This is a genomic window from Janthinobacterium sp. GW822-FHT07H11 (genome assembly GCF_058798615.1).
Genome location: NZ_CM179507.1, coordinates 2987484 through 3000966 on the forward strand (window position 1 = coordinate 2987484; position 13483 = coordinate 3000966).

A 13483-nucleotide genomic window follows, 5' to 3' on the forward strand; every position below is an offset into this window, starting at 1 on the left:
GGCTGCCCGAATCAGTATTCGCGGCGGTTCGGCTTGATCTCTTGCAGGATCGTGGTGGAGATCTCCTCGATCGACTTGGTGGTCGAGGAAAGCCAGCGGATGCCTTCGCGCCGCATCATTTTTTCCGCCTCATTGACTTCGTAGCGGCAATTTTCAAGGGCCGCATACTTGCTGCCAGCCCGTCTTTCGTTGCGTATTTCCGACAAACGTTCGGGCGTAATGCTCAATCCGAAAATTTTATTCTTAAATACGAGCAGGGCCGAAGGCAGCTTCTCGCGCTCGAAATCGTCGGGAATCAGCGGGTAATTGGCCGCTTTGATGCCGTATTGCATGGCCAGGTACAAGCTGGTCGGGGTCTTGCCAGAGCGCGAAACACCCACCAGAATGACATCGGCCGACGACAGGTTCTTGTGCGACTGTCCGTCGTCGTGCGCCAGCGAGTAATTGATCGCCTCGATGCGGTTCTTGTATTCCTCGCTGTCGACGATGTTGTGCGAACGGCCGATGGTATGGGTGGACATCACGCCCAGCTCCTGCTCCAGCGGGGCGACGAAGGTTTGGATCAGGTCCATGTGCATGCCGCTGGACTTGCGGATCACGGCCGACAGATCGCTCTTGACCAGGGTCGAGAAGATGATGGGGCGCTGGCCGTCGGCGGCAAACGCCTCGTTGATCTTGCGCGCCGCCTCATATGCCTTGTCCATGGTGTCGATGAAGGGCAGGCGGATCTGGCGGAAGCGCAGTTCAAACTGCGTCAGCACCGAGTGGCCGAAGGTCTCGGCGGTGATGCCGGTACCGTCCGAAACAAAGAAAACGGTGCGGGCCGCGGAGGGCAGGGGGGGGCGTGGTTCTTGTGTCATTGGTCTTCGGATCAAGATTGTGCGTCGTCAATTTGCGCCGCACAAGGTAAAATGGCTGTAACGGTATGATTGTGCTGCACGACGCCAAGAATAACAAGAAGACTGTCTGTGCGCCTCGCGTAAAGATTTCTATCATCAGTAAGGGTGTCATTATGACCAACGCAGTATCGCAGGAGAAAGACCAGGACGCGGTGTACGTCGCTTCGTTCGAGCATTTGCGCATGACGGATGTCGAATCCGTCGGCGGCAAGAACGCCTCCCTGGGCGAAATGATCAGCCAGCTGGCCGAAGCCGGCGTGCGCGTGCCCGGCGGCTTCGCCACCACGGCACAGGCATTCCGCGATTTCCTTTCGTATGGCGCGAATGGCGGCTTGCCATTGGCCGAGCGCATCGCGCAGCGCCTGGAAGGCTTGAACATCGACGACGTGCGCGCCCTGGCGCAAGCGGGCGCCGAGATCCGGCAATGGATCGTGGAAACGCCATTCCAGCCGCGTCTGGCTGCCGAGATCGATCAATTCTACGCCAAGCTCGTCGCTGATTCCGATACCGAAATGTCGTTTGCCGTGCGCTCGTCGGCCACGGCGGAAGATTTGCCGGACGCATCTTTTGCCGGCCAGCAAGAAACTTTCCTGAACGTGGTCGGCATCGACAACGTGCTCGACGCCATGAAGCAGGTGTTCGCCTCGCTGTACAACGACCGCGCCATCTCGTATCGCGTGCACAAGGGCTTCACCCACGCCGAAGTGGCGCTGTCCGCTGGCGTGCAGCGCATGGTGCGCTCGGACCTGGGCGCTGCCGGCGTGATGTTTACCATCGACACCGAATCGGGCTTCAAGGACGTGGTCTTCGTCACGTCCAGCTATGGCCTGGGCGAGACCGTGGTGCAGGGCGCCGTCAATCCCGACGAATTCTATGTGCACAAGCCGATGCTGGAAAAAGGCAAGTCGCCTGTAATCCGCCGCAACATCGGCTCGAAGCTGCTGAAAATGGAATTTACGAACGAAGCGAAAGCCGGCCGTTCCGTGAAAACCGTCGACGTGCCCGTCGAAATGCGCAACCGCTATTCGCTCAACGACAGCGAAGTGGTGGAACTGGCGAAATACGCCGTCATCATCGAAAACCACTACGGCCGTCCGATGGACATCGAGTGGGGCAAGGATGGCCGCGACGGCAAGCTGTACATCCTGCAGGCGCGTCCAGAGACCGTCAAGTCGCAGCAAAAGGCGACCGACGTGCAGGAACGCTTCAAGCTGAAGAGCACCGGCACCGTGCTGACGTCCGGCCGCGCCATCGGCCAGAAGATCGGCGCCGGCCCCGTGCGCGTGATTCACGACCCGGCCGACATGGAGCGCGTGCAGCCAGGCGACGTGCTCGTTGCCGACATGACGGACCCGAACTGGGAGCCGGTCATGAAGCGCGCTTCGGCCATCGTTACCAACCGTGGCGGCCGCACTTGCCACGCAGCAATTATTGCCCGTGAACTCGGCGTGCCGGCCGTGGTCGGCTGCGGCGATGCGACCGACGTGCTCAAAGACGGCACGTTTGTCACCGTCGTCTGCTCCGAAGGCGATGAAGGCAAGATCTATGATGGCCTGCTGGAAACGGAAGTGTCGGAAGTGTCGCGCGGCGAATTGCCGAAGCTCGATACCAAGATCATGCTCAACGTGGGCAATCCGCAGCTGGCGTTCGACTTCCAGTCCGTGCCGAACGCCGGCGTGGGCCTGGCGCGCCTGGAATTCATCATCAATAACAATATTGGTGTGCATCCACGCGCGATCCTCGAATACCCGAACATCGATGCCGACCTGAAAAAGGCCGTGGAATCGGTGGCGCGCGGCCACGCTTCGCCGAAAGCGTTCTATATCGACAAGCTGGCCGAAGGCATCGCCACCATCGCCGCCGCGTTCTGGCCGAAGAAAGTCATCGTGCGCCTGTCCGATTTCAAGTCGAACGAGTACAAGAAGCTGATCGGCGGTTCGCGCTACGAGCCGGACGAGGAAAACCCGATGCTGGGCTTCCGCGGCGCCGCACGCTACCTGTCGGCCGACTTCTCCGAAGCGTTCAACATGGAATGCGAAGCGATGAAGCGCGTGCGCAACGACATGGGCCTGACGAACGTGGAAATCATGGTGCCATTCGTGCGTACCCTGGGCCAGGCCGAGAAAGTCATCGACCTGCTGGCGAAAAACGGCCTGAAGCGTGGCGAAAACGACTTGCGCGTCATCATGATGTGCGAAGTGCCGTCGAACGCCATCCTGGCCGACCAGTTCCTCGATTATTTCGACGGCTTCTCGATCGGTTCGAACGACCTGACCCAGCTGACCCTGGGCCTGGACCGCGATTCCGGCATGGAATTGCTGGCCGCCGACTTCGACGAGCGCGATCCTGCCGTGAAAGCCCTGCTGGCCCTGGCCATCAAGGCTTGCCTGGCACGCGGCAAGTACATCGGCATCTGCGGCCAAGGTCCTTCGGATCACCCGGACTTCGCCGTCTGGCTGATGGAGCAGGGCATCGAATCGATGTCCCTGAATCCCGACTCGGTGATCGACACCTGGCAAAAGCTGGCGGCGCTGAAAGCGTAAGCTCGCTTCCGCGCCCTTGAAAAACCCGCTGCCGCTCACTGGCAGCGGGTTTTTTTATGGCTATGCCTTCCGCATCAAGCCGATGGCGGGCGGCGCGCACACCTGAATGATGAGGTAGCGCAAGATCAGCTAAAATGATTCCACCAACACATTGACGGGAGTTCACATGGCAAGCAAGAAACCGACCAAAGCCGCAAAGATCGATATCGGCATTTCCGAGGCGGACCGCGCGAAGATCGCGGAAGGCCTGTCCGGCCTGCTGGCCGACAGCTATACCCTGTACCTGATGACGCATAACTTCCACTGGAACGTCAAGGGACCGATGTTCAATACCTTGCACCAGATGTTCATGACGCAGTACACGGAGCAGTGGGGCGCGCTGGACCTGATCGCCGAGCGCATCCGCGCCCTCGGTTATCCTGCGCCAGGAACCTACAAGGAATTTGTCAAGCTCGCCTCGATCAAGGAAATCGACGGCGTGCCGCCCGCGCTGGAGATGGTCAGCCATCTGGTGGCGGCGCAGGAAGCGACCGCGCGCACGGCACGCCGCTTGTTTCCGCTGCTGGAAAAAGCCAATGACCAGCCCACGGCCGACCTGATTACGCAGCGCCTGGATGTGCATGAGAAAACGGCGTGGATGCTGCGCAGCCTGCTCGAAGAATAAAAATGCCGTCCGTCCTGAGGTATTGCCTGCGGCATTAAATCGCCTGCTTGCTATTGACGTCATCAGGAATTGCGTTAGACTGCCTGTATATAGGTGTGTGGCAGGAACAATATCAGGCAAGGCAGTGCATTAAACCCCGTCGCTTATATAGGCTGCGGGGTTTTTGTTTTTTTGGATTCAAATGGGTGGAGGCATCATGGCTGAATGGGTGGGCTGGTTTGTGGCGGCTGGCGCGGTATTGATCCTGGAATTGTTTACGGGAACGTTTTATTTGCTGATGATCGCCATCGGCATGGGCGCGGGCGGATTGGTGGCGCTGGCTGGCGCGAATGGCAGCGGGCAAGCCGCCGTTGCCGCCATTGTCGGCGTCGTCGCCACCCTGCTATTGCGGCGCAGCCGTTTTGGCAAGGCGGCGCGGCGCGATGCGGCCCAGGATCCGAATGTGAATCTCGATATCGGCCAAAGCGTGGCGGTGGCGCACTGGGTCGATGGGGTGGCGCGCGTCATGTATCGCGGCGCCTTGTGGGACGTGGAATTGATTCCGGGAAGCGATACGCAGGCCGGTCATTACACCATACGTGCCGTGCGTGGCAGCCGTTTGATTGTTGGATAACCTGGAGAGTAGATTATGGAAGTAAGCATCGGAAGCGTATCGTTGATCTTGTTATTGCTGGCCCTGGTATTTGTTTTCAAGACGGTCAATGTCGTGCCGCAGCAGCATGCATGGGTCGTCGAACGCCTGGGTAAATTCCATGCGGTATTGGGTCCGGGCCTGAATATCGTCGTGCCTTTTGTCGACCGCATCGCCTATAAGCATGTGCTCAAGGAAATTCCGCTCGATGTACCGCCGCAGGTGTGCATTACGCGCGACAATACCCAATTGCAGGTCGACGGGATTCTGTATTTCCAGATTACCGATGCCATGCGCGCGTCGTATGGTTCGTCGAACTATATCGCCGCCATTACGCAACTGGCGCAAACGACCTTGCGTTCCGTGATCGGCAAGATGGAACTTGACAAGACATTCGAGGAACGTGACCACATCAATACGGCCATCGTGAATGCCATCGATGAATCGGCCGCCAATTGGGGCGTGAAGGTGCTGCGCTATGAAATCAAGGATTTGACGCCACCCAAGGAAATCCTGCATGCGATGCAGGCGCAGATTACGGCGGAACGCGAAAAGCGCGCACTGATCGCCGCATCGGAAGGGCGCAAGCAGGAGCAGATCAATATCGCCAGCGGCGAGCGCGAAGCGAACATCGCCCGATCGGAAGGCGAGAAGCAGGCCTCGATCAACCGTGCCGAAGGCCAGGCCACGGCCATCGTGGCACTGGCGCAAGCCAGCGCCGAAGCGCTGCGCCAGGTGGGGGCGGCCATCCGCGAGCCCGGCGGCGAGGATGCCGTCAGCCTGAAAGTGGCCGAGCAATACGTGAGCGCCTTTGCGCAACTGGCAAAGGCAAACAATTCGATTATCGTGCCGGCCAATCTGGGCGACATGAGCGGATTGATTGCCACCGCCATGCAGGTGGTGAAAACCCAGAAACCGAAAAGTGGCGTGGCCATTCCCTGATGATTGACTAGCTATGCAATAGCCGGTGCCGCCCGCCTTTCGCGGGCGGTTTGCATTTGGGGCATAAAAACCTGCGACTGGCATTTTTCTGCGGAATGCAGGCTGCCAGCGGTATCAGGCATTTCTTTTTCTTTATGTTATGCTACGCGTGCTTTTAATATCGTGCGGATGAACGGCGTTTGCCCGGACTTTTCAATACGGTAGAGCTGGTTGCTTATGCGCCACATGAATAGGCAGTGTCCTGTATTTGTTTTTCCTCTAGCCTCTTCTAAATGGCGAATAGTATGCTGTCCGCATGTGCTTTGAATTGCCATTTACAATTACTATAAATTGCAATGAAACAAAAAGTGCTGCAGAATTAAAGGCATGCCGGTGTTGGCTGGTTGAATCATGGCCGGCTTCGGTGATTGGCCTTTGCTGGCAATGTATGGCTTGCGCCATCTTCCCGAATTTGCGCCGGCGCCCTCGCAGGGGCATGGGGAAGTGCGATTTCAGGTAAAAGAATTGTAAAAAACATTCAAATCTTAAAAAAAATCACCTCAGCCGCGTTACAATTGGATAGAATTTGACTGTTCAGTTATATTGTTCAACTCACACAAAGGAAATATCATGGATCTGTCCAGCTTATCCCTGTCCGAACTGCGTACGCTGCAGGACGACATCAAGAAGCAAATGAAAAAACGCGAGCAAGATGATTTGTCCAAGGCGCGCGAGCAAATCCTGGCGATCGCCCAGAGCGTCGGCGTTTCCGTAAAAGACCTGGTGGGCACGGGCATTCGTGCAAAAACCGGTACCGTGGCGGTGCGTTATCGCAATCCAGATGATCCGACTCAGCAATGGACTGGCCGTGGCCGTCAACCGAAATGGGTCAAGGAATGGACCGATGCGGGCAAGTCGCGTGATCTGCTGAAGGTTTAATGCCGAGGCTTTAATACCGTTCATTCGGATGCTTGTCCTGTGTCGTAGCACAGGTGTGGTACAGAGCAGCATGCAAGCATCCGGAACTTCCTTTTCTTCCTGCCATTGGCTATCCCTGGCCCGCATGCATACCCATGCATATCTGTATGGCGTTTCTGGTCATGCCTGTTTTTCTTCCTTGCTTCCCCTGTTCCATGGTATGGCTCGCTGATATGCCCATTTGCCGTCTGCAATCGGCAAAATAAAACCCGGCATATAGCCGGGCTGCTTGAGATTGCCGCGCACCTGGCGCGCGGGTCCGATATCAGCGGCGGTGTATCTTCATTGCCGCCTGGACTTCGCGTGCGCCATCGCGATCGCGTTCCGCGGCCCGCTTGTCGTGCTGCTTCTTGCCTTTGGCCAGGCCGATTTCGCATTTCACGCGGCCGCCCTTGTAATGCAGGTTGAGCGGCACCAAGGTATAGCCGGAGCGTTCCACCTTGCCGATCAGTTTATCCATTTCCGCGCGGTGCAGCAGCAGCTTGCGCGTGCGCACGGCTTCCGGGTGGATATGGGTGGAGGCGGTCGGCAGGGCGCTGATATGCGCGCCGAACAGGAAGAGTTCATCGCCGCGGACGACGACGTAGGCTTCCTTGATTTGTACGCGGGCGTCGCGGATGGCTTTGACTTCCCAGCCTTCCAGTACGATGCCCGCTTCGTAGCGATCCTCGATGAAGTAGTCGTGGAAGGCTTTTCTGTTGTCTGCTATGGTCATGAGATGGTAAATGTGCGCGGGTCGGTTAAACTACTGTCTCGCGCAAGCGCGATAAAATCAAATGTATCCAACATCATAGCAAATGGTTCTTCAATGGCAGTAGTACATAAATCAGTTTTTCTCGGCTATAGCGCCGAACAAATGTTCGCGCTGGTGGCGGCGGTGGAGGATTATCCCAAATTCCTGCCCTGGTGCGGTGCGGTCGAGATTCGCGAGCGGGGCGAGAACACGGTTGTCGCCAGCGTGGGCATACATTACCACGGCGTGCGCCAAAGCTTCACCACATCCAACGAGAACGTGCCCCCGACGTCCATCAAGATGAAGCTGGTGGACGGCCCTTTCAAGACCCTCGACGGCGTGTGGACCTTCAAGGCCCTGCGCGAAGACGCCTGCAAGATCGAACTGGACCTGCATTACGAGTTTTCCAGCCGCGTGCTCGAACAGATCATCGGCCCCGTGTTCGGCATGATCGCCAACAGCATGGTCGATTCCTTCTGCAAGCGCGCGGAGACGGTGTATGGCTGAGGCGTGCATCGAGGTGCAGGTGTGCCACGCCGCGCTGCCGGAACAGGCTTTCCTGCGCTCCCTGAGCGTACCCGTCGGCACCACGCTGGAGCAGGCCCTGGCGCTCAGCGGCTTGTTGCAGGCGGTGCCCGGCATCGACCTGAGCGTGAATATGGTCGGTATCTATGGCAAGAAAAAGCCGCTCGATACGGTCTTGCGCGAGCATGACCGGGTGGAAGTGTACCGCCCCCTGCAGGCAGACCCGAAAGAGGCGCGCCGGCGTCGCGCAGGCAGCAAGCCGGCCAAGGCGTGAGCGGGCGGCTAGACCCGCACGATATTTTCAAGATGAAATGAAATCGGCGTCGACGATGGGCCGCAGCCGCCGCCCGTGATGACGACGTCGGCGCTGGCAATGCCCAGCAGGGACAGTTCCGTGTCGACCGGCGAGAGCGGGGCCGGGGCCATGGCTTCGCCGGCAGGCATTGTCGACACGGCACTTATCCGGATGGTCGGCGCGGATGCGGACACGGCGTCCTGGAGTGGCTCTGCCGTTGTTGTCGCGACCGGCGCCATTGCATTGCTGTCGAGGCTGGCGTTGCCCGGTTCCGCTTGCCTGTTCCCGCGCGCTTCGGCGGCCTCGATGGCGTCGCGGTTGCGCCTCAGGATTGCATCCATATCCATATCCATTTCCAGATCCATGTTGCGGGCGGCGGCGCCCCATTGCGGCGGGTAGTCGGCGCCAAGGCCGCCAGCCTGCGCCTGCAGCGGAAGCAGGAGCGGTCCTGGGTCATCGATGGCACGGCTGCCGATCATCCGCCAGGCCAGGGCGCCCGGTTCGCCGGAGGCGCCGCCATTGCTTTGCTGGAAGATGGCGAGGCGCGGGTTGTTGGTTGCGCTGGAACGGTTAATGAAGTTCAGTTTGATTTGCATGTGCATGTCTTCCTGGTGCGGTGCCGCTTCGGCCGGCGATCGGCAAGAATTATAGATAAAATGATCAATCAGGAATCTAACGAATTGTCGCGCCAGTGGGAGGGCGCGAGGGCAGGCGGAGCCTGGCCATCTGGGCGAAACGAGGGCGAAAACACAGGCTTTTCCATGCACTTCCAGGTATTGGGCCTAGGGTCGTGACGGCATTTCTCCTATGTCTGCGGCGCCTTGAGATGGTTTAAGCAAAGAAATGAAAATTTCTGTATAATCTGCTTTTGCGCCAATAGGAAATGCTATGCGTCTACTTCAAAAAGCACTCACATTCGATGACGTGCTGCTCGTCCCAGCCTACTCCAACGTTCTGCCCGCCGATACGTCCCTCAAAACTCGCCTGACCCGCAACATCACCCTGAATATTCCCTTGCTGTCCGCAGCCATGGATACGGTGACGGAAGCCCGTCTCGCAATTGCGATGGCCCAGGAAGGCGGCATCGGCATCATTCACAAGAATTTGAATCCGAAGGACCAGGCGCGCGAAGTAGCTCGCGTGAAACGTTTCGAAGCAGGCGTACTGCGCGATCCGATCACGATTCCGCCGGACATGAAAATCCGCGACGTGATCGCCTTGACGGAACAGTATGGCATCAGCGGCTTCCCTGTCGTCAAGGGCAAGGAAGTGGTCGGCATCATCACCAACCGCGACTTGCGCTTTGAGCAGGAACTCGATGCGGAAGCTTCCGCCAAGATGACGCCGCGCGACAAGCTTGTGTATGTCAAGGAAGGTGCCGATACGGCCGAAGCCAAGCGCCTGATGAACAAGCACCGCCTCGAGCGCGTGCTGGTCGTCAACGACGCATTTGAGCTGCGCGGCTTGATCACCGTCAAGGATATCCAGAAGTCGACTTCCCACCCGTTCGCGTCGAAAGACAGCCAGGGCAAGCTGCTCGTCGGCGCTGCCGTCGGCGTGGGCGCCAAGGATGAAGAGCGCATCGACCTGCTGGTCGCCGCCGGCGTCGACGTGCTGGTGGTCGACACGGCCCACGGCCACTCGCAAGGCATCCTCGACCGCGTGAAGTGGATCAAGACCAAGTATCCGCAAGTGGAAGTGATCGGCGGCAACATCGCTACCGCCGCCGCCGCCAAGGCGCTGGTGGAGTACGGCGCCGATGCGGTCAAGGTCGGCATCGGTCCCGGCTCGATCTGCACCACGCGTATCGTCGCTGGCGTGGGCGTGCCGCAAATCACGGCCATCTCGAACGTGGCTGAAGCACTCGAAGGCACGGGCGTGCCATGTATCGCCGACGGCGGCATCCGCTTCTCGGGCGACATTTCGAAAGCGCTGGCCGCTGGCGCGTCCACCGTGATGATGGGTTCCATGTTTGCCGGTACGGAAGAAGCGCCGGGCGAAGTGATCCTGTACCAGGGCCGCAGCTACAAATCGTACCGCGGCATGGGTTCGCTGGGCGCGATGTCCGATGGGTCGGCTGACCGTTATTTCCAGGACGCCACCATGAAGGCCGACAAGTTCGTGCCTGAAGGTATCGAAGGCCGCGTCGCCTACAAGGGCAGCGTGCTGGCGATCATCTTCCAACTGGTGGGCGGCGTGCGTCAATCGATGGGTTACTGCGGTTGCGCCACCATCGACGAACTGCGCGAAAAGGCGGAATTCGTGGAAATCACCTCGGCCGGCATGCGCGAGTCGCATGTCCATGACGTGCAGATCACGAAAGAAGCCCCGAACTACCGCTCAGAATAAGCCGTAGCGATAGTCCAGACCGGCGCAAGGGTGAAACATCCCGGCGCCGGTTTTGCAATAGCCTCCAGATAAAGTCCCCACCATGCATTCTAAAATCCTCATTCTTGATTTCGGTTCCCAAGTCACCCAGCTGATCGCCCGCCGCGTGCGCGATTCCGGCGTGTTTTCCGAAGTCTTCCCGTATGACGTCAGCGATGAATTCGTGCGCAACTATGGCGCCGCTGGCGTGATCCTGTCGGGCAGCCACAATTCCACGCTGGAAGGCGACTCGCCGCGCGCGCCGCAAGCCGTGTTCGAGCTCGGCGTGCCCGTGCTGGGCATCTGCTACGGCATGCAAACCATGGCGGCCCAGCTGGGCGGCAAGGTGGAAAACGGCCTGGTACGCGAATTCGGCTACGCTGAAGTGCGCGCCCGCAGCCACACCAAGTTGCTCAACGGTATCGCTGACTTCGTTACCGACGAAGGCCACGGCATGCTGAAAGTGTGGATGAGCCACGGCGACAAGGTGCTGGACATGCCGCCAGGCTTCAAGCTGATGGGCAACACCCCGAGCTGCCCGATCGCCGCCATGGCCGACGAAGAGCGCCAGTTCTACGGCGTGCAATTCCACCCGGAAGTGACCCACACGGTGCAGGGCAAGGCCATCATTGGCCGTTTCGTGCATGAAATCTGCGGTTGCAAGTCGGACTGGAACATGCCCGACTACATCAGCGAAGCGGTGGAAAAGATCCGCGCGCAAGTGGGCACGGATGAAGTCATCCTGGGCCTGTCCGGCGGCGTCGATTCGTCCGTCGCGGCAGCGCTGATCCACCGCGCCATCGGCGACCAGCTGACCTGCGTCTTCGTCGACCACGGCCTGCTGCGCCTGGACGAGGGCAAGATGGTGATGGACATGTTCGCCAAGAACCTGGGCGTGAAAGTCATCCGCATCGATGCGGAAGACCAGTTCATGGGCCACCTGGCGGGCGTCGCCGATCCTGAGCAGAAGCGCAAGATCATCGGCCGCGAATTCGTCGAAGTCTTCCAGGTCGAGTCGGGCAAGCTGGTCAATGCCAAGTGGCTGGCGCAAGGCACGATTTACCCGGACGTCATCGAATCGGCCGGCAAGGGCAAGAAGGGCCAGACCATCAAGAGCCACCACAACGTGGGCGGCTTGCCGGACACCATGAAGCTCAAGCTGCTCGAGCCGCTGCGCGAACTGTTCAAGGATGAAGTGCGCAAGCTGGGCGTGGCCCTGGGCTTGCCGCATGACATGGTCTACCGTCACCCCTTCCCGGGTCCGGGCCTGGGCGTGCGTATTCTCGGCGAAGTCAAGAAAGAATTCGCCGACCTGCTGCGCCGTGCCGACGCCATCTTCATCGAAGAACTGCGCAACACGCCATACGAATTCGTGGCTGGCCAGGCCGTCGATCCGGACGCCTTGCCAGCGAACTGGTATGAAGCGACGAGCCAGGCGTTCGCCGTCTTCCTGCCCGTCAAATCGGTGGGCGTGATGGGCGATGGCCGCACCTATGAATACGTGGTGGCCCTGCGCGCCGTACAGACGCAGGACTTCATGACGGCCCACTGGGCGCACCTGCCGCACAGCTTGCTGGGCAAGGTCTCGAACCGCATCATCAATGAAGTGCGCGGCATCAACCGCGTCGTCTACGATATCTCGGGCAAGCCGCCTGCGACCATCGAGTGGGAATAATCTTCCGTCCGGCACCGTAAGGTAATGCCGGGTCAATGAAACAGCTAAGCCCCTGATTTTTCAGGGGCTTTTTTTATTTTGTCTGGCAAACCCAAGCAACCCATGGCAGAGCCAAGCACGCTTTTTTGTGGGTATTTTTAAGGGGACTCAAATTGCCGTAGGGAATATTTAACATTTGGTTCTTACTGGTCATTTCCACCGCGAGGGTATCAATGAGGGTATTTTTTATGCCAAGTCATTGATTTTAAGGTTAATTTTAGGTTCCGGGGAAGCTCGTCGGGGCGAGGGTATCTGGGCCTCGCGAGTGGCGGTGGATATCACTTTTTTCGTACTCAGTGATTGATTGTTTGAAATGCGTCCGGTGCCGGTACAGACTTGTGAACGAATGGGAGGTGCCCATGCTGACCGATACAAAATTGAAAAATCTGAAACCAGCTGAAAAAGCCTACAAGGTGCCGGATCGTGATGGAATGTATGCAACGGTCCTTCCCAGTGGCACGATCTCGTTTCGCTATAACTACCGCGTCAATGGCCGATACGAAACCTTGGTGCTTGGACGGTACGGCGCCGGTGGCTTGAGTTTGCAAGAGGCGAGGGAGCGCCTGCAGGACGCGAAGAAAGCGCAATCGGAAGGCAAGTCCCCGTCGCGGCTCAAAGCCCAATCGCGCAATCAGCTGGCCGATGGAGAGCCTTTCCACAGCGAGGCCGGCCGGAGAGATGAACGAGATTTCTCACGTTCAACGAACTGCTGTCGGGGCGAGTTGGCTTTGCCATTGAGCACGGGTGGCTGTTCACGCGCCGCGTGGCGTGCCCGAACCGAGGCAGTTCTTTCGGGACCTGACATGGGGAGGTCAACATGAGCAGAAATAAGGAAGAATTCAACGCGCATTTTCAGCAAGTCAAGCAGCGCGCGTTTGGTCGATGGACGGAAATTTTGCTGGCGCTGGGCGTGGATGCCAAAGTGCTCAATCAACGCAACCAGCCGTGCCCATTGGGTGATTGCGGCGGCACAGACCGGTTTCAATACACGAATAAGTTTGGCCACGGCAATTATATTTGCCGTGGCTGCGGCGCCGGTGGCGGATTTAAATTGCTAATGGGCTACTTGGGGCTCAGTGCTGTAGACGCGCTGAGCAGGGTTGAAGGCTATCTTGGCGTGACTGCGCCGAGGGCGCCGATCTCGCTCCCACAGGACTCGCGTACAGAACGCGATGGCCTGATTCGGAGGATTCTGGCCGAGACAGTGTAGTGG

General features: G+C 58.8%; 14 protein-coding genes. 11 read left to right on the plus strand and 3 right to left on the minus strand.

Annotation, left to right across the window (positions count from 1 at the left end):
• Window positions 1-11 precede the first annotated feature (11 nt).
• Window positions 12-860 carry a posphoenolpyruvate synthetase regulatory kinase/phosphorylase PpsR gene (ppsR, locus tag AC3RCJ_RS13405; protein WP_492958878.1) on the minus strand — a complete coding sequence of 283 codons (849 nt, stop codon included), beginning with the start codon at window positions 858-860 and terminating at the stop codon, window positions 12-14.
• 152 nt (window positions 861-1012) lie between these two features.
• Between ppsR and ppsA the strand changes: the two genes are divergently transcribed.
• The 5 genes from ppsA (at window position 1013) to AC3RCJ_RS13430 (ending at window position 6597) form a co-directional block, all read left to right on the plus strand.
• Window positions 1013-3442 (plus strand): phosphoenolpyruvate synthase, encoded by a 2430-nt coding sequence (gene ppsA / locus AC3RCJ_RS13410; protein WP_492958880.1) that lies wholly within the window; start codon window positions 1013-1015, stop codon window positions 3440-3442.
• Between the two features lie 166 nt (window positions 3443-3608).
• Window positions 3609-4106: a Dps family protein gene (locus AC3RCJ_RS13415; RefSeq protein ID WP_492958882.1), complete on the plus strand. Its 498-nt coding sequence runs from the start codon at window positions 3609-3611 to the stop codon at window positions 4104-4106.
• Between the two features lie 196 nt (window positions 4107-4302).
• On the plus strand, window positions 4303-4719 hold the full coding sequence (locus tag AC3RCJ_RS13420; RefSeq protein WP_492958884.1) for an NfeD family protein: 417 nt from the start codon (window positions 4303-4305) through the stop codon (window positions 4717-4719).
• 15 nt (window positions 4720-4734) lie between these two features.
• The gene (locus AC3RCJ_RS13425) at window positions 4735-5679 is read left to right on the plus strand and encodes an SPFH domain-containing protein (RefSeq protein WP_492958886.1); all 945 of its coding nucleotides are present in this window, start codon (window positions 4735-4737) and stop codon (window positions 5677-5679) included.
• Between the two features lie 609 nt (window positions 5680-6288).
• Window positions 6289-6597, plus strand: a complete 309-nt coding sequence (locus tag AC3RCJ_RS13430) for an H-NS histone family protein (protein WP_492958888.1) — start codon at window positions 6289-6291, stop codon at window positions 6595-6597.
• Between the two features lie 304 nt (window positions 6598-6901).
• On the opposite strand, the gene smpB is transcribed toward AC3RCJ_RS13430, so the two are convergent.
• The gene (smpB, locus tag AC3RCJ_RS13435) at window positions 6902-7351 is read right to left on the minus strand and encodes an SsrA-binding protein SmpB (RefSeq protein ID WP_492958890.1); all 450 of its coding nucleotides are present in this window, start codon (window positions 7349-7351) and stop codon (window positions 6902-6904) included.
• 93 nt (window positions 7352-7444) lie between these two features.
• Between smpB and AC3RCJ_RS13440 the strand changes: the two genes are divergently transcribed.
• Complete coding sequence (locus tag AC3RCJ_RS13440; protein ID WP_035818194.1) at window positions 7445-7876, plus strand: type II toxin-antitoxin system RatA family toxin; 432 nt, start codon at window positions 7445-7447, stop codon at window positions 7874-7876.
• On the plus strand, window positions 7869-8168 hold the full coding sequence (locus AC3RCJ_RS13445; protein ID WP_492958892.1) for an RnfH family protein: 300 nt from the start codon (window positions 7869-7871) through the stop codon (window positions 8166-8168). Before AC3RCJ_RS13440 ends, AC3RCJ_RS13445 begins: the two co-directional genes overlap by 8 nt.
• 8 nt (window positions 8169-8176) lie before the next feature.
• Here the strand turns inward: AC3RCJ_RS13445 and AC3RCJ_RS13450 are convergent, their stop codons facing one another.
• Window positions 8177-8785, minus strand: coding sequence for a hypothetical protein (locus tag AC3RCJ_RS13450; protein ID WP_492958894.1), 609 nt, complete (start codon window positions 8783-8785; stop codon window positions 8177-8179).
• A gap of 292 nt (window positions 8786-9077) precedes the next feature.
• Between AC3RCJ_RS13450 and guaB the strand changes: the two genes are divergently transcribed.
• From guaB to AC3RCJ_RS13470, 4 genes are all read left to right on the plus strand, one after another.
• The gene (gene guaB, locus AC3RCJ_RS13455) at window positions 9078-10538 is read left to right on the plus strand and encodes an IMP dehydrogenase (protein WP_492958896.1); all 1461 of its coding nucleotides are present in this window, start codon (window positions 9078-9080) and stop codon (window positions 10536-10538) included.
• A gap of 82 nt (window positions 10539-10620) precedes the next feature.
• Entirely contained in the window at window positions 10621-12231 is a 1611-nt protein-coding gene (guaA, locus tag AC3RCJ_RS13460; protein ID WP_071324006.1) for a glutamine-hydrolyzing GMP synthase, read from the plus strand.
• A gap of 398 nt (window positions 12232-12629) precedes the next feature.
• Window positions 12630-13091 (plus strand): Arm DNA-binding domain-containing protein, encoded by a 462-nt coding sequence (locus tag AC3RCJ_RS13465; protein WP_492958898.1) that lies wholly within the window; start codon window positions 12630-12632, stop codon window positions 13089-13091.
• On the plus strand, window positions 13088-13480 hold the full coding sequence (locus tag AC3RCJ_RS13470; RefSeq protein ID WP_492958900.1) for a primase-helicase zinc-binding domain-containing protein: 393 nt from the start codon (window positions 13088-13090) through the stop codon (window positions 13478-13480). Before AC3RCJ_RS13465 ends, AC3RCJ_RS13470 begins: the two co-directional genes overlap by 4 nt.
• The last annotated feature ends 3 nt before the right edge of the window (window positions 13481-13483 follow it).

What these genes read in the sequence shown, in the direction of transcription:
- ppsR (WP_492958878.1), bottom strand. Translation starts at nt 860, where the DNA reads ATGACACAAGAACCACGCCCCCCCCTGCCCTCCGCGGCCCGCACCGTT.
- ppsA (WP_492958880.1), top strand. Translation starts at nt 1,013, where the DNA reads ATGACCAACGCAGTATCGCAGGAGAAAGACCAGGACGCGGTGTACGTC.
- AC3RCJ_RS13415 (WP_492958882.1), top strand. Translation starts at nt 3,609, where the DNA reads ATGGCAAGCAAGAAACCGACCAAAGCCGCAAAGATCGATATCGGCATT.
- AC3RCJ_RS13420 (WP_492958884.1), top strand. Translation starts at nt 4,303, where the DNA reads ATGGCTGAATGGGTGGGCTGGTTTGTGGCGGCTGGCGCGGTATTGATC.
- AC3RCJ_RS13425 (WP_492958886.1), top strand. Translation starts at nt 4,735, where the DNA reads ATGGAAGTAAGCATCGGAAGCGTATCGTTGATCTTGTTATTGCTGGCC.
- AC3RCJ_RS13430 (WP_492958888.1), top strand. Translation starts at nt 6,289, where the DNA reads ATGGATCTGTCCAGCTTATCCCTGTCCGAACTGCGTACGCTGCAGGAC.
- smpB (WP_492958890.1), bottom strand. Translation starts at nt 7,351, where the DNA reads ATGACCATAGCAGACAACAGAAAAGCCTTCCACGACTACTTCATCGAG.
- AC3RCJ_RS13440 (WP_035818194.1), top strand. Translation starts at nt 7,445, where the DNA reads ATGGCAGTAGTACATAAATCAGTTTTTCTCGGCTATAGCGCCGAACAA.
- AC3RCJ_RS13445 (WP_492958892.1), top strand. Translation starts at nt 7,869, where the DNA reads ATGGCTGAGGCGTGCATCGAGGTGCAGGTGTGCCACGCCGCGCTGCCG.
- AC3RCJ_RS13450 (WP_492958894.1), bottom strand. Translation starts at nt 8,785, where the DNA reads ATGCAAATCAAACTGAACTTCATTAACCGTTCCAGCGCAACCAACAAC.
- guaB (WP_492958896.1), top strand. Translation starts at nt 9,078, where the DNA reads ATGCGTCTACTTCAAAAAGCACTCACATTCGATGACGTGCTGCTCGTC.
- guaA (WP_071324006.1), top strand. Translation starts at nt 10,621, where the DNA reads ATGCATTCTAAAATCCTCATTCTTGATTTCGGTTCCCAAGTCACCCAG.
- AC3RCJ_RS13465 (WP_492958898.1), top strand. Translation starts at nt 12,630, where the DNA reads ATGCTGACCGATACAAAATTGAAAAATCTGAAACCAGCTGAAAAAGCC.
- AC3RCJ_RS13470 (WP_492958900.1), top strand. Translation starts at nt 13,088, where the DNA reads ATGAGCAGAAATAAGGAAGAATTCAACGCGCATTTTCAGCAAGTCAAG.